24 protein-coding genes are annotated in these 24,997 nt (G+C 35.3%); 9 read left to right on the top strand and 15 right to left on the bottom strand.

What is annotated here, in order from left to right; genetic code table 11:
- Nucleotide 1: 1 nt before the first annotated feature.
- The 4 genes from J5J05_RS09255 to J5J05_RS09240 all read right to left on the bottom strand — a co-directional run bounded on the left by J5J05_RS09255 (nt 2) and on the right by J5J05_RS09240 (nt 5,070).
- Nucleotides 2–1,129 carry a glycosyltransferase family 2 protein gene (locus J5J05_RS09255; protein ID WP_208560401.1) on the bottom strand — a complete coding sequence of 376 codons (1,128 nt, stop codon included), beginning with the start codon at nt 1,127–1,129 and terminating at the stop codon, nt 2–4.
- 70 nt (nt 1,130–1,199) lie between these two features.
- The gene (locus J5J05_RS09250; RefSeq protein WP_208560400.1) at nt 1,200–2,711 is read right to left on the bottom strand and encodes a phytoene desaturase family protein; all 1,512 of its coding nucleotides are present in this window, start codon (nt 2,709–2,711) and stop codon (nt 1,200–1,202) included.
- A gap of 25 nt (nt 2,712–2,736) precedes the next feature.
- Nucleotides 2,737–3,561 carry a phytoene/squalene synthase family protein gene (locus J5J05_RS09245; RefSeq protein ID WP_341868518.1) on the bottom strand — a complete coding sequence of 275 codons (825 nt, stop codon included), beginning with the start codon at nt 3,559–3,561 and terminating at the stop codon, nt 2,737–2,739.
- Nucleotides 3,562–3,876: 315 nt separating this feature from the next.
- Nucleotides 3,877–5,070 (bottom strand): L-lactate MFS transporter, encoded by a 1,194-nt coding sequence (locus tag J5J05_RS09240; RefSeq protein WP_208560399.1) that lies wholly within the window; start codon nt 5,068–5,070, stop codon nt 3,877–3,879.
- A gap of 594 nt (nt 5,071–5,664) precedes the next feature.
- On the opposite strand from J5J05_RS09240, the gene J5J05_RS09235 reads away from it, so the two are divergent.
- The 4 genes from J5J05_RS09235 (at nt 5,665) to J5J05_RS09220 (ending at nt 12,811) form a co-directional block, all read left to right on the top strand.
- Nucleotides 5,665–7,428, top strand: coding sequence for a methyl-accepting chemotaxis protein (locus tag J5J05_RS09235; protein ID WP_208560398.1), 1,764 nt, complete (start codon nt 5,665–5,667; stop codon nt 7,426–7,428).
- 425 nt (nt 7,429–7,853) lie between these two features.
- Entirely contained in the window at nt 7,854–9,602 is a 1,749-nt protein-coding gene (locus tag J5J05_RS09230) for a methyl-accepting chemotaxis protein (RefSeq protein WP_208560397.1), read from the top strand.
- 387 nt (nt 9,603–9,989) lie between these two features.
- Nucleotides 9,990–11,747, top strand: coding sequence for a methyl-accepting chemotaxis protein (locus J5J05_RS09225; RefSeq protein WP_208560396.1), 1,758 nt, complete (start codon nt 9,990–9,992; stop codon nt 11,745–11,747).
- 152 nt (nt 11,748–11,899) lie between these two features.
- The gene (locus tag J5J05_RS09220; protein WP_208560395.1) at nt 11,900–12,811 is read left to right on the top strand and encodes an AEC family transporter; all 912 of its coding nucleotides are present in this window, start codon (nt 11,900–11,902) and stop codon (nt 12,809–12,811) included.
- Between the two features lie 58 nt (nt 12,812–12,869).
- Here J5J05_RS09220 and J5J05_RS09215 read toward each other — a convergent pair whose 3' ends face one another.
- Nucleotides 12,870–13,322 carry a GNAT family N-acetyltransferase gene (locus J5J05_RS09215; RefSeq protein ID WP_208560394.1) on the bottom strand — a complete coding sequence of 151 codons (453 nt, stop codon included), beginning with the start codon at nt 13,320–13,322 and terminating at the stop codon, nt 12,870–12,872.
- Nucleotides 13,323–13,461: 139 nt separating this feature from the next.
- Nucleotides 13,462–13,632: a PspC domain-containing protein gene (locus J5J05_RS09210; RefSeq protein ID WP_244244695.1), complete on the bottom strand. Its 171-nt coding sequence runs from the start codon at nt 13,630–13,632 to the stop codon at nt 13,462–13,464.
- Nucleotides 13,633–13,788: 156 nt separating this feature from the next.
- On the opposite strand from J5J05_RS09210, the gene J5J05_RS09205 reads away from it, so the two are divergent.
- On the top strand, nt 13,789–14,733 hold the full coding sequence (locus tag J5J05_RS09205) for an aldo/keto reductase (protein WP_208560392.1): 945 nt from the start codon (nt 13,789–13,791) through the stop codon (nt 14,731–14,733).
- 42 nt (nt 14,734–14,775) lie between these two features.
- Here the strand turns inward: J5J05_RS09205 and J5J05_RS09200 are convergent, their stop codons facing one another.
- Together J5J05_RS09200 and J5J05_RS09195 are read right to left on the bottom strand one after the other, a co-directional pair.
- The gene (locus J5J05_RS09200) at nt 14,776–15,708 is read right to left on the bottom strand and encodes a magnesium transporter CorA family protein (RefSeq protein WP_208560391.1); all 933 of its coding nucleotides are present in this window, start codon (nt 15,706–15,708) and stop codon (nt 14,776–14,778) included.
- A 131-nt stretch (nt 15,709–15,839) separates the two neighbouring features.
- Nucleotides 15,840–16,409, bottom strand: coding sequence for a TetR/AcrR family transcriptional regulator (locus tag J5J05_RS09195; protein WP_208560390.1), 570 nt, complete (start codon nt 16,407–16,409; stop codon nt 15,840–15,842).
- 164 nt (nt 16,410–16,573) lie between these two features.
- On the opposite strand from J5J05_RS09195, the gene J5J05_RS09190 reads away from it, so the two are divergent.
- A complete protein-coding gene (locus J5J05_RS09190) occupies nt 16,574–17,125 on the top strand; it encodes an NADPH-dependent FMN reductase (RefSeq protein WP_208560389.1) in 552 nt (183 codons plus the stop codon).
- Nucleotides 17,126–17,227: 102 nt separating this feature from the next.
- On the opposite strand, the gene J5J05_RS09185 is transcribed toward J5J05_RS09190, so the two are convergent.
- The 4 genes from J5J05_RS09185 to J5J05_RS09170 all read right to left on the bottom strand — a co-directional run bounded on the left by J5J05_RS09185 (nt 17,228) and on the right by J5J05_RS09170 (nt 20,709).
- Complete coding sequence (locus tag J5J05_RS09185; RefSeq protein ID WP_208560388.1) at nt 17,228–18,607, bottom strand: FAD-dependent oxidoreductase; 1,380 nt, start codon at nt 18,605–18,607, stop codon at nt 17,228–17,230.
- A 504-nt stretch (nt 18,608–19,111) separates the two neighbouring features.
- Nucleotides 19,112–19,702, bottom strand: coding sequence for a DUF4825 domain-containing protein (locus J5J05_RS09180; RefSeq protein WP_208560387.1), 591 nt, complete (start codon nt 19,700–19,702; stop codon nt 19,112–19,114).
- Entirely contained in the window at nt 19,689–20,369 is a 681-nt protein-coding gene (locus tag J5J05_RS09175) for a permease prefix domain 1-containing protein (RefSeq protein WP_208560386.1), read from the bottom strand. Before J5J05_RS09175 ends, J5J05_RS09180 begins: the two co-directional genes overlap by 14 nt.
- A 1-nt stretch (nt 20,370) precedes the next feature.
- Nucleotides 20,371–20,709: a PadR family transcriptional regulator gene (locus J5J05_RS09170; protein WP_341868517.1), complete on the bottom strand. Its 339-nt coding sequence runs from the start codon at nt 20,707–20,709 to the stop codon at nt 20,371–20,373.
- 145 nt (nt 20,710–20,854) lie between these two features.
- Between J5J05_RS09170 and J5J05_RS09165 the strand changes: the two genes are divergently transcribed.
- Genes J5J05_RS09165 through J5J05_RS09155 form a run of 3 tightly spaced genes read left to right on the top strand, consistent with a single transcriptional unit; the run spans nt 20,855 to nt 23,316 of the window.
- Entirely contained in the window at nt 20,855–21,340 is a 486-nt protein-coding gene (locus J5J05_RS09165; protein WP_208560384.1) for a PH domain-containing protein, read from the top strand.
- Nucleotides 21,333–22,868 (top strand): PH domain-containing protein, encoded by a 1,536-nt coding sequence (locus tag J5J05_RS09160; protein ID WP_208560383.1) that lies wholly within the window; start codon nt 21,333–21,335, stop codon nt 22,866–22,868. Before J5J05_RS09165 ends, J5J05_RS09160 begins: the two co-directional genes overlap by 8 nt.
- On the top strand, nt 22,849–23,316 hold the full coding sequence (locus J5J05_RS09155) for a PH domain-containing protein (RefSeq protein WP_208560382.1): 468 nt from the start codon (nt 22,849–22,851) through the stop codon (nt 23,314–23,316). The genes J5J05_RS09160 and J5J05_RS09155 overlap by 20 nt, the downstream gene beginning before the upstream one ends.
- Nucleotides 23,317–23,380: 64 nt before the next feature.
- On the opposite strand, the gene J5J05_RS09150 is transcribed toward J5J05_RS09155, so the two are convergent.
- From J5J05_RS09150 to J5J05_RS09140, 3 genes are all read right to left on the bottom strand, one after another.
- A complete protein-coding gene (locus J5J05_RS09150; protein WP_208560381.1) occupies nt 23,381–24,022 on the bottom strand; it encodes a helix-turn-helix domain-containing protein in 642 nt (213 codons plus the stop codon).
- A gap of 117 nt (nt 24,023–24,139) precedes the next feature.
- Nucleotides 24,140–24,499, bottom strand: coding sequence for a hypothetical protein (locus tag J5J05_RS09145; protein WP_208560380.1), 360 nt, complete (start codon nt 24,497–24,499; stop codon nt 24,140–24,142).
- Nucleotides 24,499–24,705: a helix-turn-helix transcriptional regulator gene (locus tag J5J05_RS09140; RefSeq protein ID WP_208560379.1), complete on the bottom strand. Its 207-nt coding sequence runs from the start codon at nt 24,703–24,705 to the stop codon at nt 24,499–24,501. Before J5J05_RS09140 ends, J5J05_RS09145 begins: the two co-directional genes overlap by 1 nt.
- Nucleotides 24,706–24,997: the final 292 nt, after the last annotated feature.

The raw sequence follows: 24,997 nt of genomic DNA, 5'->3' as shown, positions 1-24,997 counted from the left end.
TTCAGACATCAATTTTACGGTCACGCCAAGATACTGAATGTAAAACATGCACTTGAATAAAAGACCAAGTAAAGACAATGACAAAAGCTACTAGTAATATCGGATAAATGATAAACAACCATAGAGGAAATTTCCCTACTTTTCTTGAAAGCCAAGCAAATTGGGATGCATATGCAAAATAGGTCACCAAGCTAATGATCAGTCCTATCCACCATTGGGATAAACTCGTCAATAATAAAATAAATAAAGCAATAAATCCGCCCGCAATCCACAAACTCACGGCTGCCATAACAGAAGGATGTGTGTTACTCGAGCCGTTAGCTACACTTTTAGACCATCCTTGCAGCCATTGTTTTGGTCCTTCTGGATACATACGCAACGATAATACACCTTTCCCGCCAAAATTAAAGATTGGTAAGCCGTTTGATTGAAAGAGTTTTGTCATCGCAATATTATCCATATGTGAGTCTAGTGTCTTTTCATGTCCCCCTGTTTTTTCGTAATCTTTAGTTGAACACATGAGAAATGGACCAAACGCCCCGCCTACTTCATAGCGTTCTTTAAATGGGGTGAATGCATTTATACCAGCAACGACGATCATATTTAATGGCGCCGATAAATGTTCATAGAGCTTTTTTGTACGATGGTAAGGTTGAATAGTGAATAAACCTTTGCCTTCTACTTTTCTATATGCTTCGCAGATAGCCAACAGGCTATTCTCATGATCGAAAGTTGTATCAGCGTCTATAAAAATCAGCCAATCCCCCGTAGCCTCTTTCGCACCTCGGTAACATGCGACTGTTTTACCAACTAATGTCGTATCGTCTACATTGTTGTCTCTATGTTTGATCTTCACAGGATAGTGTGAAAGTATCTCGACCGTTCTATCTGTTGAATCATCATCTACGACAATAATCTCTTTAGGCTGTAGCGTTTGCTTTTTTAATGAATCAAGGAGATGCGGAATATTCTTTTCTTCGTTTCGCACAGGAATGATGACCGACAGCTCCGGGTAAACGTGTTGCTGTTTTTTTGCTTTTGGAATATAAGGTAGATTCCACAATAGAAAGAATCCACTTAATAAGGCTAGTGCAATGAGTATCACACTCAAAATAAGGGCTATTTGCATCAAATTCTCCTCACCTAGAAGGGACTTTTTCTTACGCAAAAAGGAGCCTATAGCTCCCTTCAACTGTCTCTTATTTTGCGTCTCTTCTAACGATCATATCTCTTACTTGTTGTCCACTTAATGTAACCATTGGCATACCGCCACCAGGATTTACAGAACCACCCACAAAATACAAGTTATCATAACGATCACTATGTTTAGGATGCTTAAATCCTTTATTTCCTTTTTTATCCGATAATACACCATAAATAGCGCCACGATTTGAATAATACGTTTGTTGAATATCTTCAGGTAGCCACATATCTTCGAACACAATATGTTCACGTAGATTTGTCAGTCCCATATTTTCTAATTTGATCAGAACACGTTCTCTCAAATCAGCATATTGCTGATCAGTAAACGGTTCGTCTTGGATGTATGGAATATGTGGTAATACTTTTATATTCTCATGCCCAACAGGTGCTTGTTCAGCATCCGTTTTATTAACATTCACTAAATAAATCGTAGGATCTTCTGGCAATTCGTGACGATGAAAAACAGTTTCATAATTTTTTTTAGAGTCATTAGAGAAAAAGAAATTATGATGAGCGAGTTGCGGATACAATTTGTCTACTCCAAGGTGCAAAACCATTCCTGAAGCTGCTGGTTCAAATTTTTCCTCTAGTTTTTTCAAGTCTTGCTTATCTTCATCTAATAAATATCGATAAGTCGGAATCACTTCCATATTAGAAATAAAATAGTCTGACTGCACGCGTTGACCATCCGTCAGTATAGCTGCTGTAATATTCTTTTTGCTATCTTTTTCCAAACGAATCACTTCTTGCCCGTTATGGATCACAACACCCTCTTCAAGCGCTAACCGTTTTAATGCTTCACCTAGTTTGTGCATCCCACCGGGTACATACCATAACCCCAGATCATGTTGCATGTAAGCAAGCATATTTAAAATTGCTGGTGCATCCTCAGCTGAAGAACCAACATATTTGATATAGTATTTCAACATATCTGCAAGATGAGGGTTACTGATTCTTTTTTCAATCGCACTAGCCATTGTCGAAAGTAAGTCAAACCCTTTAAACGCCTTAATCGGTCCATGGAATTTCATCACGTCAACTGTATTGTCCAACCCTTTATCGAAGTACCCCTTTTCCGTGATCTCATAAAGCGATTGGGAATAATCCAAAAAGTTTTTATACTCCTTTAAATCCTGCTTGCTTAATGAAGTGTTGTTTTGATCCATGTCAGCTAGTTGTTCATATAGATCGATGGTTGTACCATCTGTAAAAAACGAACGCCACTGTAGATCAAGTTTTTCTATCGTAACGTAATCCGACATTTTCTTATCACTGACTAAGAAAAATCGCTCGAATATAAATGGCATCGTTAAGATGGATGGACCAAGATCAAAGCCATAGCCTTCTACCTCAAGGCGATTTAACTTTCCGCCGATGTGATCATTTTTTTCATACAAATTAACTTGGTAGCCACTTTGAGTAAGCGCAATCGCCGCTGAGATTCCACCTAGTCCACCGCCAATGATGGTTACTGATTTTTGTTCATTTGATCTTACCGCTTCGCTCATCTTCAACTCTCCTTCATTTCGTTACTTAATTTGATACTTTCAAAACTGCTTTCGCATCTCTATAAATACATAATTTTTTTATCAATGACGTCTTGTTTCTTTTACTGAAACAGTCATAGCCGTTTTTGCGGACAGCTTCCAATATTCCTGCATAAACATTAGCCGATACTAACACGGGCAATTGACTATCTTGGTCGAATTTAGTCAAGTCTTGCTTAACGATTTGGTACAACTGCTCAGACCGCTTAGCCAACCTTTCCCACAAAGCAATAAATGATGGATTGATCATTTGATTTTTTAAATCTCGATCAGAATAATTCATTTCATCCATCAATTCACGTGGTAGATAAATTCGTCCGATTTCACGTCGATCTTCTCCTACATCTCTTAAAATATTAGTGATCTGCATGGCAATACCTAAAGATATGGCTGTTTCAGTTAATTCTTGATGATGTTTAATAGCCAAAATAGGCAATAGCATTAGCCCAACTGATCCTGCCACAAAATAGCTATACTGTTCAAGATCCTTTAATGTTTCGGGTTGTTTGAAGTGATAGTCCATCGTTTGTCCTTCAAGTTGATCATAAAATGGCTGAAGCGATAAATCGAATGTATCAAAGACATCTTTTAGTGCACGCCAAACTGGAAGGTCTGGTACATGACCACTTTCAAATTCTTCAAGTAATCCTTTGATTTTTTTTAAGGCTTGCTGTTGCTCTTGAGCTGTACTTGCTTCGTCTATACTATCATCTGCTTGTCTACAAAATGCATAAATCGCGTAGACAGCTTTTGCCTTTGCTTCTGGCAATCTGGAAAATGCAAAATAAAAGCTTTTCGAGTGTTTTTTTATAATTTCTTCGCAATAGTCATAGTCTTTTTCCAGACTAGATTGCTTATGCTTTTCTTTTTCGATTTCACTTCCTCCTCGAAATGATTTAGATAGTCAGCACAAATCGATTTTTGTGACATTATTTATCTAATTTTATAGTAAATAAGCATTTTTTCCTATTATAAATGTTTTGATCACTTATTTTTCAGAAACTTTACTCCATTTTAACATATTACTTGTTATCAATTGGGCTACAATGAATGAATTCATAAAAAAATCATTTTTAAATACCCTTATCTCTAACTTCAAACGCTAGAAATAAGGGTATGATAGTCACTATACTATTTTCTTTTCTAATTTTAAAAGTGGCGGTCTAACAAAGAAGGTTAACGTCAATCCTATAATCGACATAACTGCTGCCACCATAAAAGCTGACTTAAACCCACCAACAACAGAAATCAATGCAGGTCCAACAAGCGCTGCGATGCCGTATGCTTGATAAACCAATCCGTAATTTGCACCTAAGTTGTTTGTACCATAGTAATCACTTGTAAGAGGCGGAATGACTGCTAAAAAACCGCCAAAACAAAAAGCAATGACTGCTACACTGATAAAAAACATCCACGCATTCAAGTCGAGTAGACTCATCATTCCAACGGCAAGCGTTGTTAAAATGAATAGCGCTGTAATAATTCTTAATCTACCAAATTTGTCGGATAATATTCCCCAAGATATTCTGCCAGTTGCGTTAAAAATAGCCGCTAATGCTACCGCATTTGCCGCAACGCTAGGATTCAATCCTGCTACGTCAATACCGATGTCTCTTGCCAATCCAATCACCATCAATCCAGTGATGGTACCCGTTAAGTAGATAACCCATATTAAATAGAAAGATTTTGTTTTCAACATTTGACCAACAGTAAACTCATTATCATTGATAATTTTATCAGATATTTCATCGGTTCCTTTTTCTGGTTGTCTCAATAACTGTGCACCGAGTAAGCCGATCACGCAGTATATGATTCCCTGATATAAAAAGGCGGTCGATACACCAACAGATGCAATAAATGATTGAATAAAGGTATTAAATAAGAATCCTCCTAATCCAAATGATCCTACTGCAATCCCGGTAATAAACCCTTTTTTGTCTGGAAACCATTTTACACAAGTAGATAATGGACAAACATATACAAAACCGATCCCAATACCCGAAATCACGCTATAGTATAGATATAATTGCCATAATGAAGAGGCCGTTGATGTCAGCATCAGTCCTGCACTATATAAGATGATTCCAACAGTCGCCACTTTTCTAGGACCTATCTTATCTTGTAAACGGCCTGAAAGAATCGTAGCGAATGCAAATATAAAAATAATCATAGAATACGCTAAATAGGTCTCGTTTGTTTCCCAACCATATGCTTCTGCTAGCGGTTGGTTAAATAAACTCCACGTATAAACGCCACCGATACATAGTTGAACCAGTACGGCACCGAGTACGACCCACCATCTGTTTTTTAGGCTTTTCAATTTTAGTCCTCCTTCGTGTTCTATTTATCATTATATTGTACGGATAAGCAAAAGCAATATTTGAAAAACAAGTTTAGTCAATTCCCTTTCAATCTTCATAAAAACAAAAGGTGTTTACGCTCTATATCGGTTTTATATTAAGAAAGAGCCGTTAAAAGAGATAAAACGTTCAATCTTTCTTCTCTATCACTTTAATATATTAACTTTGATATTCAAACTATTCAACACTTAAACGAATGCCTTTTTTCGTTCACAAATTTTTTTACTGCTATTTTCTTCTGTTTTATTCTTTCGCTAATCTCCATTCATTATTCTTGTTATATTTTGAGATTACTCGACCATTCATTTTAAAATATGGATGAATAATCAAATAAAATATTTTTATGCACAATTAAATTGTTCAATCTTTCTTCAATATAAAACCATTATTATATTATAGATTTTTCTTTCAGCTTTTATTTTTATACATATTTAACATTTTCATCTACAAAAAACGCTTACATCAATCATACTTTTTACAAACCCTATTGATCTCATTGATTAATATTTGTTTTCTTTTTACCGATAGTATCTGAGAAGGAGTGGTTGCATATTATGGAAACTACAGCTAACAAAGTTAACTCAAAAAATAGAGTTAAAAAAGATAAAAAGAAGAAGAATAACCGTTTAAGTTTCAAAAGTATACAAAGTAAAATATTATTTGGATTTGGTCTTGTCGTCATTCTTGTTATTGGATTAATTATTGAGAGTAGTATTATGAGTATGAAGACTAATAATGAATCCAATCATTTAATTGAAAAAGATGTGCCCTTAATGATCGCTGATGAGCGTGTTGGCTTTTCTATTGCGAGGCGTTCAACAAATGTCCGTGCTTACTTAATGACTGGTAGAGAAAATTATATCGATATGTTCATTGAGAGTTCAGAAGCGGTCACACCTTATATGGACACCTTAGTAGAATTGTCAGATTCTGAGACGATTTCCAACCTTTCTGAAAAACACGAAGTTTGGACAGAAGCTATGCTTAATGATGTGCTCTATGTCTACCAGAATGGTGACGAGGAACAAGCACTTGCCAACTTAGATAGTATGTCTGCTACAACAACAGAGATGCTTGATGGTTTCGCTGCAGCTGCTCGAGAGAGAGAACAATTAATCGATGAAGCGGGACAAAATATCGTTAATATCAGCAACCAATCATTTATCATCAATATTATTATTGCAGTGGTTGTTATCATCCTAGCAATTTTAGTCGCTTTCTTGACGGCAAGATCTATTTCAATTCCAATCAACAAGGTTATGCAAAAAGTTGGTGAGATTACTAGTGGAAACCTTACAGGTGCACCACTATCAATTGATAGCCGTGATGAAACTGGTAAATTAGCTGCGGCTGCTAATGGTATGCAAGAAAAACTAAAAGAAATTTTGTCGAATATTTCAGAAGTCTCTTACTTGCTCACTTACAATAGTAAAGAGTTATCTGAAACCTCTTCTGAGGTAATGTCTGGAACAGATCAGGTCGCGATGACCATGCAAGAATTGTCTGAAGGATCTGAGAATCAAGCTAATACTGCTAGCAAGCTGGCAAGTATCATGGAAGCATTCGCTGAAAAAGTTGCTTCTACTAACGAAAATGGGCAAAATATCAGTCGCCTTTCAGGTAGAGTGATCGAAGAAACTGCAAACGGCTCGACAATGATGGCCTCTTCTGAAGCACAAATGCAAAAAATTCATGAAATTGTGAGTCAATCGGTTGCTAAAGTTGATCAACTCGATAATCAAACTCAAGAAATTTCTAAACTTGTAGAAATAATCCAAAATGTTGCCAATCAAACGAATTTATTGGCTTTGAATGCTGCTATAGAAGCTGCCAGAGCTGGTGAACATGGTAAAGGCTTTGCTGTCGTAGCCGATGAAGTGAGAAAACTAGCGGAACAAGTTGAAGTATCTGTGAATGAAATCACCGGATTCGTTCAAGCTATTCAACAAGATTCAAAAGCTGTTAGTGAATCCTTGAAAGCTGGTTACGATGAAGTAGAAAGTGGCACTTCTCAAATCAAGTCAACCGCTCATTCATTTGATCAAATCAGTAAATCTTTAAGTGATGTGGCTAATAGTGTTATTATCGTCAATTCAAACTTAACGGAAATTAAGCATCATACAGATGAGATGAATGCATCAATTGAAGAAGTTGCATCCGTATCTGAAGAATCCGCGGCTGGAGTAGAAGAAACTTCTGCGGCTACTCAGCAAATCAATAGTTCTATGGAAGAAATTGCTGGAGACGGCGGAAAAGTTTCGCAACTAGTGGAACTAGCACAAAATATGGATAATTTAATAAAAGGGTTTCAAATTTAAATCTTCAAAATAGAAATCACTATAGACGACTGTAAGCAAGTCAGTTGTCTATAGTGATTTTTTTATTTACATATTTTTCAAATTAATGTTCTAAGATTCAACAGCAAAACCAAAAGACACATTTTGTTCACAAGTTAATCTTGTACTAATTATCTTTTTCATTGCTTTTTTTTATTTTTTTATAACAATTGTTACTATAACGTTTAATAAAGTTTGAAAGTATTAAGCTTACTTTATATTAGTCTTTATACGGTTTTCTTTTTAATCTTGAAATAAATGTTCTAATCAAAATCAATATTGCATATTGAGATTTTTATACACAATTACATCAAGTCATATCACTTGACAAGGCTAATCTAACAACAATTTTTTCAAGATATTAAATGTATAAAACATATGTCGACTTTATAAAGAGAGGTGAAAAAATGGAAAATATAGACAATAGTCATGTAAGAAAAACAGTTAGTTCAAAAAAAGGATCACTACTTAGATTTAAAAGTTTAAAATTGAAAATTCTTTTTGGATTTTCAATCGTTATTTTGATGGTTATCGCAGCTATTATCTTCATAGGTATTTCTACTGTGAAGAAAAATAATACAGTTAATGAGATTCTTGAAAATGACCTACCTATCTTAATCGCTGATGAACGCATTACCTACTCTCTCGCAGCAAGAGATTCAGCAGCACGTGCTTATTTGATGACTGGTAATGAATCTTATCGAGAAACATTCGAACAACTTTCTACAGATGTTATGCCCCATATCCAAACACTACTTGAACTCTCTGATCGCGACTTAACGAGTTTTACTTCATCGCATGAGGAATGGACCTCAAGTATTCGCTCAGATGTCATGGACATCTATGCAAACGGTGACGAAGAACGCGCAGCCGAAAATTTACAAACCCTCTCTTCTATATCTGAAAGTATGTCAGCTGAAATGGTGGGCATCGCAGGAGAACGAGAAGATAGCATCGAAGATAATGGTCAAGAAATTATTACGATGAGCACTAGAGGGTTCATTACAAATATTATTTCCGGCATCCTTGTGGTTGTATTTTCTGTTATCATATCTTTCATTACTGCACGATCTATTTCTAAACCAATCAACATGGTTATTGAAAGATTAGATAAAATCGAACAAGGAAATCTTAATAACGATTATCTCGTGATCGACACAAAAGATGAAACTGGACGTCTAGCTACAGCTACCAATGCTATGCAAGATAAGCTAAAAGAGATCTTAACAAGTATTTCAGAAGTCTCTTACCTTCTATCTTATAACAGTAAGGAATTATCCGAGACTTCTTCTGAAGTGATGTCCGGAACTGAACAAGTCGCCATGACGATGCAAGAATTATCAGAAGGATCCGAAAATCAGGCAAATACTGCTAGTAAACTCGCTAGCATTATGGAAAGTTTTGCTGGAAAAGTTGATTCGACTAATGAAAATGGTCAGAAAATCGAACAACTCTCTACTAAAGTTATGGAAGAAACTGCTCAGGGAACAGCGATGATGGCTTCTTCAGAAGAACAAATGAGAAAAATCCACGCTATTGTCGAGCAGTCTGTTACGAAAGTCGACCAATTAGATCATCAAACACAAGAAATTTCTAAACTGGTTGAAATCATCCAGAATGTTGCCAATCAAACAAACTTATTAGCATTAAACGCTGCTATAGAAGCGGCTCGCGCTGGAGAACATGGAAAAGGCTTTGCTGTTGTAGCTGATGAGGTTAGAAAACTAGCTGAACAAGTAGAAATATCCGTCAAGGAAATTACTGGTTTTGTTCAAGCCATTCAACATGACTCAAAAGAAGTTAGTGAATCATTAAAAGATGGCTATAATGAAGTAGAAAGTGGCACTTCTCAAATCCAATCGACTGCACAAACGTTTGAACAAATCAGCCATTCATTGAAAAACGTAGCGAGTAGCGTAGGTATCGTCAATACAAACCTTTCAGAAATCAAACAATATACGGATGATATGAATGTTTCTATCGAAGAAGTTGCATCTGTATCAGAAGAATCGGCTGCTGGCGTTGAACAGACCTCTGCTGCCACTCAGCAAATCAATAGTTCAATGGAAGAAATCGCTGGAGACAGTGGTAAAATTTCTCAACTAGTAGAAATTGCACAGAACATGGACAACTTGCTTAAAGGATTTCAACTTTAATTCACAAAGATGCTGTTTCTCATTTAGAGGAATAGCATTTTTTGTTGTTTTCAATTTTCTAAAACTTCCAAGTGAAAAGAATGTTGCTCAAATGTAAGCTTAATTTTATATAACTTGTTCCGATAATGATAAACGAAGCGTGAAATGAAGAGATGCCTTATAAAGAGCCCTTTAGAAGATGCGCAATAAACACCCATATTGCAATCAAACTACATCTGTAGTTTTTCAGAGTAGTCGCTCCTTCAAGGTATCTCTTCTTCATTTCTTATGCTACAAACATACCAGACGATTGATACTGTTTTCACACTTCGTGAGTAAATTCCTATCACATACATATAGACATATTCAAGAATCCGGTTGTACTAATCATTAAAAGGAGACGGAAAAATGGCAGCAGCAGAAAAAAAAGAAAAAAAGAAACAGCGTAAAGAAAAGGTAGAAAAGAAAAGATGGATAAAATTTAAGAGTATACAGTCCAGAATATTATTTGGATTTGGTTTAGTCCTTCTATTGGTTATCGCTTTAGTGACTGCTACGACTATTTCCAGCCAGAAGATTCAAGACGATACAGAAATGATGGTCGACTACGAAGTTCCATTGATGATTGCTGATGAACGTGCCGCTTTTTCTGTTACCAGACGTGCGTATAATGTCAGAAGCTACCTTGCTACAGGAGATCCTTTTTATAAAAGTAGAGTCGGTGATAACACAGCAGCCGCAATGCCCTACTTTGAAAGAATTGGAGAATTATCTACTTCTGATACCGCAAAAGCTTTAGTTGTTACCCACCAAGAATGGTCAGATGCACTTATCAATGATGTTATTTCAGTATATGATAGTGGTGATACGGAACAAGCCTTGGCGAATATGAATGCTTTAGCTCCTACTACCACTGCTATGATCGAAGAATTATCAAATGCTTCCATTGCTAGAGAAGAAATAATTGAGAAAGCTGGTTCTGACGTCTTAACGATGACTAAGTCTACATCACTCACTAATATTATTAGTGCAGTGATTGTAGTGACTTTAGGCCTAATCATTGCCATTTACACTGCCCGTGTCATCTCTAAACCGATAAAAGCTGTCATGAATCGCATGGATATCGTCCGTAGAGGAAAACTGAAAAATCCACATTTACCGATTCTTTCCCAAGACGAGACCGGTCAATTATCTGAATCAACGAACATCATGCAAGATCGCTTGAAAGCACTTGTAGGTAGTATCTCAGATGTATCTCAGACATTAACCTATAACACGAAAGAACTATTTGATACTTCATCTGAAGTTGTTTCTGGAACAGACCAAGTCGCTATGACGATGCAAGAACTTTCGGAAGGTTCTGAAAGTCAAGCAAATACAGCAAGCAAGCTATCAACAATCATGAACGATTTTGCCAAAAAAGTAGATACAACTACTGAAAACGGTCAATTTATTAAGGTCTTATCGAATAAAGTTATGGACGAAACAAATAACGGTCGTACGTTAATGGAATCTTCTGAATCACAAATGGTTAAAATCAATGAGATCGTAAGAGAATCCGTTGCTAAAGTAGATCAACTAGATACTCAGACACAAGAAATTTCTAAACTTGTTGAAATTATCCAAAGTGTTGCAGATCAGACAAACTTATTAGCATTAAATGCTGCAATCGAAGCAGCTAGAGCTGGCGAACATGGAAAAGGTTTCGCTGTCGTTGCCGATGAAGTTCGTAAATTAGCAGAGCAAGTAGATATTTCCGTATCTGAAATTACTGGTTTTGTTCACACGATACAAGTCGAATCAAAAAGTGTTAGTGAGTCACTTCAACAAGGTTACGCTGAAGTCCAAAGTGGTACGACTCAAATCAAGGCTACTGGCGATACATTTAAACAGATTTCTAAATCTCTGGATAATGTTGCCGCTAGTGTTGATATCATCAATACAAACTTATCTGAAATCAAGACCAATACAGATGAAATGAATGCATCTATCGAAGAAGTTGCTTCAGTTTCTGAGGAATCGGCAGCGGGCGTAGAAGAAACTTCTGCAGCTACACAGCAAATTAGTAGTTCGATGGAAGAAATCGCCGGTGACGGAGGTAAAATTTCTCAATTAGTCGACATTGCACAAGATCTCGAAACTCAGATACAAGTTTTTGAAGTTTAATTAAATTTTTCGATTCATTATAAAAAGCATGTCCCTCGTTTAAATGGGGACATGCTTTTCTTATAACTAGCGAATGACTTGAACATTCATACTCAACCCCTTATGATTAGTCATGAAAGCATCGTACAAATCTCATTGAGGAGTTTCCATATATGTCGTCTATTTTTCTGCAATCTTTCAGTTTCCTACTCGTTGTATTAACCGCCTATCTGTTCAAAAAATTCGGTATTTTAAGGTCAACAGATGGCACGATTTTACAGAAAATCGTGTTAAATATTACTTTACCCGCTACGATTATCGTCGGATTTAATGCGGTCCAAGTAGATATTTTGCTATTCATTATGATTGGACTTGGCTTACTTTGTAATATTGTTTTAATGCTAATTGGTAGTTTATTCTGGAGACAGAAAACTTTCCCTGAGCGTTCTATGATGATGTTCTCCCAAGGCGGATTCAATATTGGAAATTTCACTATTCCCTTTGTTCAAGGTCTATTTCCCGCTGCTATTCCCTTTATTGGTAGTTTTGATATGGGCAATGCGTTAATGCTTTTTGGCGGATCACCAATGATTGTCGATCATATTCTTGGGCAAGAAAGAGAAGAATCCAGTTACTTAAAAAGAGTCTTTCGCTTATTCCGTTCACCTGCTTTCACAACCTATACGATTATGTTAGTGCTAGCACTTATTGGCATCTCAGTGCCAACAAGTATTTCTTCAGTTGTCCAACTATTCGCTAGCGGGAATGCTTTCTTATCTATGTTTATGATTGGACTCTATCTGGAAATCGAAATGGATAAACGTGCCCTTAAAAAAATTGCGAAGGTGCTTTCTATTCGTTACACATTAGTCATTCCAGTCGCTATTGGTTTTTATTTTTTACTACCGTTACCCGCACTTGTCCGACTTTCATTAGTACTAGTCGTACTCGCCCCAGTCGGTACTGTTTCTACAATCAATATGATCATTTATGGTAACGAACGCTCCACCTCGAGTTTTCTATCATCTATTAGCATGATCATTTCCTTGCTTCTGATGACCATTGCATTAACACTACTAGCGTGATGTTGATCTATAAATACAAAGCAGGCTGCCTCTCAATGATGAGATACAGCCTGCTTTTTTATTCCTTTTTATTAATAAAGCTTTTCTCCATCGTCTTATGTACGATACCAATTTGCATATAGTCATCACTCGTATAGTGGTAACCTAAAGACTCGTAAAATGGCCATGCATTCTCTCTAGCATGCATCCAAATCTTTTTCACTCCAGCATTATCTGCCCATTTTTCAGCTACTTTTACTAATTGTTTGCCGGTTGCTTTACCTTGATACGCTTGGTCCACAGCGACTTGTCGCATCTGATAAACGCTCTCCTCTGTTTCAATTAAAAAAAGTGTCCCCACTACAGTCTGTTCATAGAGTGCCACAAAGTGATGGGCCGTTTCTTCTGATGATTTTGCTTCGTCTTCCAAACGAATGCCGAGTGGCTTTCTTAAAACTTGTTCTCTTAATCTTAGTGATCCTTGATATTCACTGTCTTCTGTCGTTATTTTTTTTATTAGAATCGTATTCATTTGTTCACCTACTTTTGCTAGTTTGTCCGATCAATCTAAGATGAGTATAGCAGTCTGTTCATAGAAAATATATCTTAAAAGAAAAAACTTCGCAAGACCTCAACAGTCTCACGAAGCTTTTTCAATTCAAATGAATGGATTAATCTTCTTCAGGTATTAAGAACGCCATAATAATGTAGACCCAAAATAGTGGAGAAGCTACAAGAAAGACTAAGCGCACTGCAATAGATGGTACGTCCATATATTCTGCAATACCACCACAAACACCTGTAAGCCAACGATCTGATCTTGATCTTCTTAATTTATTCATCACAATTCCTCCTTAGAATCAAAAATTATCTTATCTTTAAAATAACGCTCTTTATAAAAAATTGCAACTAATTTACTGATTCGAGCATATCATTCTGATTTCTGATTTTTTTTACTATATAATAAGAAGTAGAAAACTATTTAAAGGAGAGATTTGATGAGTGAATTTGTTACATTAGGTAGATCAGGTTTAAAGGTACATCCAATTGGACTTGGTGCGAATAAAATCAGTGATGCTGACGCTTCAACAAACACCGAGTATGGCGGCGATATTTTGCTGGATGCGATTGATAAGGGATTGAACTTTATCGATACAGCTTTCATTTATGGTGATGGCAAATCTGAATCAATCATTGGAAATACCCTTAAAAAGAACAACTTACGTCAAGATGTCGTCATCGCTACAAAAGGTGCACATGAATATGTTGATGGTGAATTGACGTTGAATAATTCACCAGAATTTCTAACAAAACAAGTAGAAAATAGTCTTCAACGTTTACAGACAGACTATATCGATCTTTATTATATCCATTTCCCTGATGAGCATACACCTAAAGCTGAAGCAATTGGTGCGCTTTCTCGTCTTAAAGAACAAGGTAAGATTCGTTCAATCGGCGTATCAAACTTCTCATTTGATCAAATCAAAGAAGCCAATGTTCACCAAGATATTGATGTCGTACAAGATGAGTATAACTTGTTGAATCAAGAAGCTGAAAGCAAAGTATTCCAATATTACCAGGAACATAACATTAGTTTTATTCCGTATTTCCCATTCGCTTCCGGATTACTTGCAGGTAAATACGATCAACATACCCAATTGACAGCCCGTCAAAAAAGTCGTCCTCAATTCCAGGATCCAACTTATAGCGATATCCTTGGAAAGGTTGACCAAATTAGACCTTTAGCAGAAAAATATCAGACTGGCTTGCAAAATATCGTCTTAGCCTATTATTTATCTAAAAACGTAGTCGATGCTGTTATACCTGGTGCAAGAAATCGCAAACAGATGGAACAAAATTTAGAAGCTGCTAAAATTCAATTAACTGAAGATGAATGTAAATTTATCGCTAGTGTCTTCCCACCATCATTCAAATTAAAATAAAATAGAAAAGCAGAATCCCATAGGAATAGGGATTCTGCTTTTTTAGTATTCTTTCTTTTTTAAATAAATAAAGGTGGCTAGACCAAGTAATCCAGCTAAAATAACAACAATCAGCGAACCAAGCGGTGTGTCGGTACCAAATAGACCACCTGTATTGATGCCCCATAAACTAAAAATCAGTGTTGGAATGGCAATCACTAGTTGAGCAGAATCCAAAAATTCCATGATACCATTCAATCGATTATCAATCATATCAGAGATCAAACCACCAGTCGTATCAATCAAATCCCTGTATATTTCTACTAAGCGGTCAGACTTACGAATTTTTTTATGAATTTCTTTGATTGAGCGCTCTTCTACATTCATTTTCTTAAATAAATCTCTTTCAAGCAAACTCAATATCGTTTGTTTTTGATCATCTAACGTCTGTTCCAAAAACACCATATCCCGCTCAGCATCCGTTAAATCAAGAAGCGTCTCACGTTTAGTAGTGTTTCGAGCTCGGTGATCGATGTCATCGATTCTTACTTTCAAATCGATAAGTTCAGCGATATAGAGTTGATACATATTCTGGATAAAACTTGCGATCAACTCACCCGAATTCACCTCGGCATCGACTTCGTTTTGAATGGAGGGTAAGATAGATTGATCTTTTTCGTCTGATATTGTTATCAGCATATCTTCATTAAAGATAAAGGTTACGGGGTATAACCCCTTTTCCACAGAGTGTGGTTCTACTTCGTTGTAGTTGATCAAAACAACATACAAACATTCTCCTAATACTTCAGAGTTTATTTGTTCAATTTCTGTAATGTTTTCTGGAAAGTATTCTGATACAAACAAATCTCTTGGTAAATCAAAATGTTGAGATAGGTATTCGATATCCTCACTTGTAGGATTAGTTACAGAAACCCATTCAGCGGCTGCTTTTGAGCTTTTATTCACTTCTTCTCCAAAATTATAATAGGAAATCATTTATTTTTCTCCGTTCACATGCGATTACTTCAAGTCTATGTAACTCAAGTTGTATGTATTATCTCATTTTTTGAACAAAAATAAAAACTAGAACAGAAATAAATTGTCTGTTCTAGTTTCTATAACGATACTTACTCACTTAATATTGATTCAATTGAGCCCATCGTTTTTGCAAAATAGGCTTCTGGTGCTAATCTACTATTCGTCTTCCATTCATATGCCGCACCATATAGCATCCAACTAAATACAGCAGCAACATTTTGAATCTCTTCAGGACGTTTATCAGTGTACTTCAGCGTTAATGATTCAACTAAAACACGCTCGACTTCTTTCCTTAAGATCATTTCATTGATATTGGCCATTTCTTCATAGCTTTTAGAGCATAGTGCGTGTAATTCATTATGGTAATTCGTCAATGCCACAAATACATTGGTCAATGTATTTTGACAAAAATTGGTTGTTTCTGCCAATTGGTTACGGACATTCTCCATAATAATTTCCTTTGTAACGACTTCAAATAATTCATATTTATCTGTGAAATGATTATAAAAAGTCGCTCGATTGATCATTGCCATCGTCGTAATATCACTGATCCTTATTGTTTCAAATGATTTTTTCTTTAATAACTCAAAGAATGCATCAATAATGAACTTGCGTGTACGTATTTTGCGTATATCAGTTGTTTCAATCGTTTTTTGCATAAAACACCTATACTTTCTCGACATTTTCTTATTTTTGTTGTCTAAGCAACACTTATCGAATATTGTTTATTGTCACTTATTTTTTGTAAGCTATAATAAGAGTATACAACAGATGTTGAAAAAAATCAGCATCAAATTTCATAATAGGAATAGGAGAATATATCATGACTGAACAATTAAAAATTGGTATTGTATTAGGTAGTAACAGACAAGGACGCGTTAGTCCACAAGTAGGCGAATGGGCAAAAAAACTTGCTGATCAAAGAAACGATGCACAATACGAAATCGTTGATATCGCTGATTATGATTTACCATTCTTTGGTACAACTGCCGGAACTGAACCTGACCTAGCTAAATGGTCTGAAAAAATCAACGAACTAGATGCTTATATATTTGTAGTAGCAGAATACAATCATGGTATGACGGGTGTCTTGAAAAATGCAATCGATAGCGCACCAACAACTGCTTGGAATAATAAAGCAGCTAGTATCATGAGCTATGGTTCAACTGGTGGCGCTCGTGCTGCTGAACATTTACGTGGTGTTCTTGGAGAGTTAATGGTGGCAGACACTCGTGTACACCCTACATTCTCATTATTCCTAGATTTCGAAAACTTCACAACATTTAACCCTGGTGAATTGCATTTAGAAAACATGAATATGATGTTTGATCAATTAAATTCATGGGGAACTGCGCTTAAATCTGTAAGAGGATAATTCAGAATTAACCATATAGAAGTTTACCAATAGGTAAGCTTCTTTTTATTAAAAAAAAGAAGTATCGAGCGGTCGCCCGATACTTCTTTAAGTTTGTTTAAATTAGTTAGAACCAGCGTTCATTGATTCTTTTTCAAGCTCAGCTTCGTGTGTCATTGCTGCTTGTCCTAATAAGTTCAAGTAGTTCCAAGGACGATCGAATACTGGTTGGAAGAAGAAGTCAACTAAAGCTAAATCTTCAATTGTCATTTTGTTTTGGATAGCAAGAGACAATGTGTTTGCAGATTGAGTGATGTCATATTTAGACATTACCTGTCCACCGACGATACGTTTTGTTCCTACTTCATAAACAAGTTTCATCATGATTTTTTCGTTAGTTGGCATGAATTCAGGACGGTAGTTATCTTCAAACATAACCGCGCGAGCTTCAAGACCCATTACCGGCGCACTAGATTCACTAACACCAGTTGAACCAATATTCCATCCAAATAAGTGTAATCCAGAAGTTGATTGTGTTCCTCTGTACTCTAATGTTGGTTCTTTAATATTTTTACCAACTAATAATCCCATACGAACAGCGTTAGTTGCTAATGGAATATAAGCGTGTCCGCCTGTTGGATTGTAGTTTACTGCACAGCTATCTCCAGCTGCAAAAATATCTGGATTGCTTGTACGCATATAGTTATCAACGATAATTGCGCCATTTCCTAGCATTTCAACTTGACCTTTTACAAGTTCAGTGTTTGGACGGAAACCAACACATAAGATAACTAATTCTGATTCGTATGCTCCACCAGAAGTTTTAACAGTTGTCATCGTGCCATCTTCACTATCTTCGAATCCTTGAACCATTTCGTTTAATTGAACTTTAACGCCACGTTCTCTTAAGTCATCTTCTAATACAGTAGTGAACTCAGGATCTAGATATTTGTTCAAGATACGGTCAAGTCCATCAACTAATGTTACGTCTTTTCCATCTTGAGCGAATGCTTCAACAAGCTCGATACCGATGTATCCTCCACCTACGACAGTAATTTTTTGTTTACCATCTTTACGTGCAATAATTTCTTGTGCTTGGTTGTAATTTTTACAAAGAACAACATTATTGCTTTGGATTCCTTCGATTGGAGGAATAATTGGCCAAGAGCCAGTTGTTACAACTAATTTGTCATAAGAATCTTCTGTTTCTTCACCAGTTTTAAGGTCTTTAACTTTAACCGTTTTTGTTTCAGAGTTAATATCTAGAACATCATGTTCCATTTTTACGTTTGCGCCAAATTCAGCTAATTCTTCAGGGTTTGAGTAGAAAAGCCCTGCTGGATCTTTAACAACGCCACCAACATACAATGCAATACCACAAGATAGGAAAGATACGTTGTCATTTCTTTCATATACTGTTACTTCTGCATCCGGATTTTCAGTTAAAATTGTTTTAACCGCTGATGTACCAGCGTGCGTACAACCTACTACTACTACTTTCATTCTCTATTTTCCTCCTAGGAAATATAATATTTTATCTTACTACGAAAAACAGGAAGACTGACAGGTTGAAAGTTACCGAATTCACAAAAATAAATAGAGCAACTATTCACAAGCGCAATCAGAATGAATCTCTTACTTCGCTCTAGAAAAACCGTCTATATTGATTTGTAAGTTTGTACTTTCGTATCCCTTACCTAGTGATCTTCTACACTCATTTTGCAATAAAAACAAAATTCCTTGCTGTTTTCATATTCATTATACTCCTGATATTTTATATTTCAAGTGCTTTGTTCAAATTAATTCAATAACATCCATTTTTAAAAAGCCTTATTTTAAAAGGTTTCCAAGAGAAAAACATACTAAAAGTAAGTATGAATCACCTTTAATTACTTGCGATAGGACTTTTTTTCACAAACTATTCTCTTGTAGCCTGTTTTAATAGCAATCCGACAAAATCAATTTTCGGGAAAATTCCTCATCATTACTCTCAAACTAATCTATCAGTCAATCATGAACAGTAGAGACCTTTTTTAAAGAATCCTCAACATATTGATCATTTTCTAGTGGTTGTTGCACTTCGCTTATCCAAGTATTTTCATCTATTAACCAATCTAAATCAGTGTATAATGTCTCTATGTCACTTCTTTCGAAGTCTATTATTTTGTCTTCGAATATAAAAGTCAACTGCTCCACATTTTTAATCAGTGCAAATCCAGCAGTCGCATTATACAGGAGTGCTCTATATGAGTCTTTTTCATTTTCATCATACCCAATTTCTAACTGAGCAGCTTCATTTAGCGTAGTCGGATAATGAACTTCAATTTTTAGTTCTTCAGGGTAAAGCTGAAAAGTCATGTCATTTTGTGTCATTGGTAAATTTCTAAACAAATTGATTGTATTAGAATTATCTCCCATATATTCGCTTTCGTATTCATTTATATAATTAAAGTCTTGCGTTAATGGATTCATTTGTTCTTGGGCGTAACGTTCTTCAGCTTCATATCTATTAGGGAGAAAGATTAATTGTATCCCTATGAATACTATTAGTCCGATTAGAAATAGTCCTATACTAAAGTAATCTTTATATCTTTTCATCTATACCTAGCTCACTTTCATCTATTAGATTTACTGCTTTATTAATGGTTAGCGGAATAATTATTGTAAAAAATGGTGTAAAATAACTAATAATGATTTCTCCGAATTGATAAGGTCCCGAGATTAACAAGGGTCTAGAAAACCAAAAATTACTAGCGAAGTAGAGACCCGTTACACTTAATAAACTAATAATGATAAAACCTGACCAAAGTTGCCAAATGATTTTTTGTAGTTTTTGCATACTTTTACTATTCATATACTTTATTTTAGTATCATCGCTTCTAAGTTTTTTTAAATACATAATGTAAGCAATACTCAATAAAATAGAAAGCCCAAGAAAAAAGTAAGTTAAAAGGAAATGTTGAGGATACAAGGATAGAGGAAGTGTAAAAAGCCAAATAATCACACTGTATAACGTAGCGGATTGCAGCAGATTGGCAAAGAACCGATTTATATCTACTTTTTTATTATTTTCTATCAGATGATCCACAGAGTCTATATGTATTATTGCTATTCTAACGGCTTCTTCTTCTTGATATCCCTCTAATAGTAAGTCTTCTTTTCTAGCCAATAAATTAGCGTAAACTTCTTCTTTTAATTCTTGGTTTTGTTTATTTTTCCTGTATGATTTAAAAAGTTTCTCAACATGTTTTTCGATTTCATTCATTTTAATTTCCCCCCTCTACTAATAGGTCTATCAATGTCTTCGCTATCTTCCATTCTTCAATTGCTTTACTATAATACTTTTTTCCAGTCTGCGTTATACTATAATATTTTCTACGCCCCCCTTGTGTTTGATTACCCCAGTAGGACCTAATATAATGACTTTTTTCCAATCGTTTCAGACTTGTATACAAAGAAGGTTCTTTGAGTTCATACTGACCTGAACTTAAAACTTTAATCGCCTTGATGATTTCATATCCATAGTTATCCTGCTCAATAAGAATTCGCAAAATAATCGTATCGATATGACCTCTTATATAATCTTTGTTGATTGAATCTGTCACAACATCCCCTCCTTGAGAATAGAATAGCATAATTACTATTCCACGCATAGTACTGTGTTGGAGATTGTAATTTTTTAAATGTTTTTATCTATCTGCACTGTTATAATGATTAAGTGACTATTTAAACTGGAAGGAATGAGATTGATTGATTGAAGAAAACGCCCCTTTACATAAACTGGATAAAGCTGTTATCCAGTATGATAAGACAAATAGTTTAGTCAACGGTTTATTTTATGCAATTGGCTGTGCCGTTCTATTGTATATTATTGACCGATTTGAATGGCCTATCGTTTATGCAGTCCTACTGATTATACTAACTGTCTTTATATTCTGTATTGATTATTTTGTCTTACCTTATTTAAGGTATAAATCCATTCGATATGAAGTACACCCTACTTACTTAGAAATTTTGAAAGGTATATTTTTTAGAACTAGAGAGGTTATTCCGATTGAGCGTATCCAACAGGTTCTAATCAAAGACAATCCTATATCTAGAAGATACCGTGTCCAAAGTGTTGAAATTCAAACAGCCGGAACCAATCATACCGTCCCCTTGTTGCTTGAAAAAGAAGCGCAAGCTTTGAAAAAAGGCATGATGGAACGCATTAAAGAGGTGCAATCAGATGTCTAAAAAAAATAGACTGCATAAAGGCACTTTAGCTACTAAAGCTTTCAAAAGATTGACTAACCTTGCTTTTCCTCTTTTGATTTATTCATTTATTGGTCTCTCTGACGGGGAATTCTTACAGACATTTTTGATTACACTGACTATCTTCATCCTATTAATGATGATCGGCTTTGTTTTTGATTTGATCAAATATATTAGAACAGCTTATTATATTGAGAATAATCGGTTCATTCTCAAGTCGGGCTTGATCATAAGAAAAGAAAAAGATATCCAAATCAGTAGAATTCAAAGTATCGATACCGCAGAAAGTTTAGCTCATCGACTATTGAAATTATCCAAAGTCACTATTCAGACACCAGGAAAAAATATCTTGCTAGATGCGATTTCGTTGAAACAATTAGAAGAGATTACCCAACAATTATATGATTTAAATACTGCCATCGAAGTGCCCACTAACATAGATATAAGTGATAACGTTTCAGAAGAAACATTGGCTAAGCCTGATACTTCAAGTACGCCATCTGAAGGCGATCTACTCTACCAACTTTCTATTACTGACCTTATAAAGCTGACTTTACTTAATACTTCTGCCATTCGTAGCTTTATTGTCTTTTTCTTTGCGAGTAGTTTCGTTTCCAACATTTTGATTGATTTTGTGTTTGAACAATCTGACCAGATTTTGCGTGTACCTATTTTAGTGTTGCTCTTTATTGCATTAGGTATTTTCGCTATGATTTATTTGTTTAGTGCCGTCATTACGATTATCAAACAATATCACTTCAGAGTGTTTTCAACAGACACACAACTAACAATTAAGCGTGGTTTGCTGGAAACAAATAGTCAAACGATCGTTTTAGACAATGTGCAGAGTCTTGAAGAAAAGCAAAACTGGTTGATGAAACTATGCGGTTTTACCTTTTTTTCTTTATCCATTGCCACTCATGAGCAAGAAGACGAAGCAGACAGTAATAAAGAAAACGATACAAACGGAAAAATTGTACTTTTCCCATTGGTAAAGACTGATCAATTAACATCCTTGATAGAAAGCTGTTTCCCAGAGTATCATCTAGCATCCGCTAAACTTGTGACACCTAAACGTTCTATAAGAAGGTTCATTCAGTTCCAACTTTTATTTTTCATCGTCATCGCTACCGTCATTTCTAAATTCTTTTGGATCTATGCTTGGATACCAGGAATCATACTTATCTTGTTAACTTTATTGTTCGGTTACCTTTCATATAAATTGAATGGGTATGCACTTTCAGAGAACGAGGTAACTTTTCAAGTTGCGAAGACTTTTTCAATTAAGCGGACGTACCTTTTAAAAGAAAGAATATTAACAATGAAGGTTAATCAGCATCCTCTACTCAAAAGAGCTGCGCTAGCTAAAGTGAGTTGTTTTTCTGCTCAGGGCCAGTTGTCACAAGAAAATCAATTAAAATTTATTGATGATAAAGATGCCTTTGAACTATTCAATTGGTTTAAACCTAAAAACGGAGGACATGATGACTATGAATCAAACAAATCCTAATGTTGTTCATTATTGGCGACTAAAAGCCTTTATCCATTGTGTCATCTTTTTAGTGATACTACTTATTTTATTTTTTATCAATCAGTGGTTTGATCTAGTCTCCTTACCCAACTGGTCTGTCTTATTGATCATTGGTATTATCACAGTGCAATGGTTGTTTTATATCGGCTTTCGTCCAAGACTGAAAGCTAAATATTGGCGATATAAACTTCATGAAGATCAACTCGAAATCATTAAAGGTATTTGGTTTAGAAATCAAGTCTCTATTCCTTTACTACGTGTTCAAAATATCGAATCAGATGTTGGGCCAATTGCGAAGAAGTTTGGCATCGCCGAATTGAAAGTAACGACAGCTTCTCAGACCAATCACTTACCTGAATTGAACGCTGAGGAAGCCTCGCGCATTCAACAGTCGATACAAACGAGTATCGAAACTAGCTTAAACTAAAAAGTATCTGATCTTCCATCCGTCTCATAGGCTTGGAAGATCAGATACTTTTTTATTGGATTGATCAGTTTGATAAATTATCTACATCGTAAATAACTACATCAGGGTCTCCCGGATTAATAAATTCGATTTTATTAATTTCTTGAGTATCTTCTAAAATAGGTGCTAGTGGAATGGCAATATTATGTACAGAACGGTCTGATATCTTATAGTACTGTTGTAGAGAGAGTGTGTATTCTCTGTTACTTCCTTCAATCCAATAGCCGTCATAATCCCTAAATCCGTCAAAGTCCGCCGAGATAACAATTTCACTATTCTGGTTTACCTCTTTTCCATTCAAGACGACCTCTATATTTTTGATTTGTTTATAACTAACTTCTTTTCCAGAGACCCAAAGTTTGTATCCCAAAAAGAGTGTTATTGAAATAAATAAGATCATTAATGCAATGTTAACTCTTTTTCTATTTTTACTTCGCCTAGTCACTTCCACAATCTCTTCTACCATTTTTGTATCTTCTCTTAAAAGCACATCCAGTGAAATATCGTATAAGTCACCTAAAGTAACTAAAATATCCAAAGGTGGATACGTTCGATTAACTTCCCAACTAGAAACGGTAGATCTAGATACATTAATGATTTCTGCAACTTGTTCTTGTGTATAGCCCTTATTTAATCTACCTTCTTTTATCTTATCGCCTATTTTCATTTACCACTCCCCCTTTACCTTTAGTTGTAGTATGACCTAAGAAAGTAAGTTAGGCTAGGTCGAATATGTAGCATAGTGACAAAATAGCCATGATACAATCTGTATCATATAGTTATATCAATATTTTTTCTTATACAACTCAATAGAAATAAATCTTATTGCCATTACAGTAAGCATTAAGTACAAAGGATATCCACCGTAAAATGAATCAGAAAAATCATTGGGCAAAGCATTCAAAAAGCTTATTGAAAAGCGCAAATTCAAATAACCGATACCCTTTAAAATAGACGGTATCATGAAAGAAAAAAAGCTAATCCCCACAAAGGCATTCAATGCAGTTTGATCTGACTTACTGATAATCATACGCCATCTCTCATCACCATTATTCTTAGCACCATCGTTTATTTCTTTAAACGTACCTACCAAAACAAAAATAGCCAGTCCCAGTCCAGCTATTATCTCAATCAATACTATCACTATTCTTCCTCCTCTTTCATTTTAAAAACTTGATTGATGTCTTTATCGAAAGCTGCCGCTATTTGAAAAGCCAGTTCGAGAGATGGTGTATACTTATACTTCTCAATAGAAATGACCGCTTGTCTAGATATTCCTACCTGTTTAGCTAAATCAGCTTGCGTCCATTTCATTTCTGCTCTAAGTATTTTTATTCGGTTCTCTATCATCTTTTCCCTGCTCTCAAATGTAATCAAGTCGTTACATGTATAGTAACTAGCTCATTACATTATGTCAACAAGCAGTTACATTTTAATAAATATAGTTTTATTTTCATCTATATTAATATATAAACAATTGCTATAATGCATGTATCGTTAAGGATAAAGGAGTGAATCTCATGATATTTCACCGAGGTAGCTACTCGATATAGCTGAGTTTGATAGGCACTATATCGAGATCATAATTTTTCCTGTCAACATCAGTTATATCATCTTCAGATTAAACTTGAGGAGATTATAA

This window comes from Marinilactibacillus kalidii, assembly GCF_017599325.1.
GTDB classification, from domain to species: domain Bacteria; phylum Bacillota; class Bacilli; order Lactobacillales; family Carnobacteriaceae_A; genus Marinilactibacillus; species Marinilactibacillus kalidii.
Note: the sequence above shows the minus strand (reverse complement) of the source record. Positions and strands in the feature narration are given on the sequence as shown.

Coding starts and splice junctions, on each gene's coding strand:
- J5J05_RS09250 (WP_208560400.1), bottom strand. CDS start 2,711: ATGAGCGAAGCGGTAAGATCAAATGAACAAAAATCAGTAACCATCATT.
- J5J05_RS09190 (WP_208560389.1), top strand. CDS start 16,574: ATGACTGAACAATTAAAAATTGGTATTGTATTAGGTAGTAACAGACAA.
- J5J05_RS09180 (WP_208560387.1), bottom strand. CDS start 19,702: ATGAAAAGATATAAAGATTACTTTAGTATAGGACTATTTCTAATCGGA.
- J5J05_RS09220 (WP_208560395.1), top strand. CDS start 11,900: ATGTCGTCTATTTTTCTGCAATCTTTCAGTTTCCTACTCGTTGTATTA.
- J5J05_RS09140 (WP_208560379.1), bottom strand. CDS start 24,705: ATGATAGAGAACCGAATAAAAATACTTAGAGCAGAAATGAAATGGACG.
- J5J05_RS09175 (WP_208560386.1), bottom strand. CDS start 20,369: ATGAATGAAATCGAAAAACATGTTGAGAAACTTTTTAAATCATACAGG.
- J5J05_RS09155 (WP_208560382.1), top strand. CDS start 22,849: ATGAATCAAACAAATCCTAATGTTGTTCATTATTGGCGACTAAAAGCC.
- J5J05_RS09210 (WP_244244695.1), bottom strand. CDS start 13,632: ATGAATAAATTAAGAAGATCAAGATCAGATCGTTGGCTTACAGGTGTT.
- J5J05_RS09225 (WP_208560396.1), top strand. CDS start 9,990: ATGGCAGCAGCAGAAAAAAAAGAAAAAAAGAAACAGCGTAAAGAAAAG.
- J5J05_RS09160 (WP_208560383.1), top strand. CDS start 21,333: ATGTCTAAAAAAAATAGACTGCATAAAGGCACTTTAGCTACTAAAGCT.
- J5J05_RS09235 (WP_208560398.1), top strand. CDS start 5,665: ATGGAAACTACAGCTAACAAAGTTAACTCAAAAAATAGAGTTAAAAAA.
- J5J05_RS09185 (WP_208560388.1), bottom strand. CDS start 18,607: ATGAAAGTAGTAGTAGTAGGTTGTACGCACGCTGGTACATCAGCGGTT.
- J5J05_RS09255 (WP_208560401.1), bottom strand. CDS start 1,129: ATGCAAATAGCCCTTATTTTGAGTGTGATACTCATTGCACTAGCCTTA.
- J5J05_RS09150 (WP_208560381.1), bottom strand. CDS start 24,022: ATGAAAATAGGCGATAAGATAAAAGAAGGTAGATTAAATAAGGGCTAT.
- J5J05_RS09215 (WP_208560394.1), bottom strand. CDS start 13,322: ATGAATACGATTCTAATAAAAAAAATAACGACAGAAGACAGTGAATAT.
- J5J05_RS09205 (WP_208560392.1), top strand. CDS start 13,789: ATGAGTGAATTTGTTACATTAGGTAGATCAGGTTTAAAGGTACATCCA.
- J5J05_RS09195 (WP_208560390.1), bottom strand. CDS start 16,409: ATGCAAAAAACGATTGAAACAACTGATATACGCAAAATACGTACACGC.
- J5J05_RS09200 (WP_208560391.1), bottom strand. CDS start 15,708: ATGATTTCCTATTATAATTTTGGAGAAGAAGTGAATAAAAGCTCAAAA.
- J5J05_RS09230 (WP_208560397.1), top strand. CDS start 7,854: ATGGAAAATATAGACAATAGTCATGTAAGAAAAACAGTTAGTTCAAAA.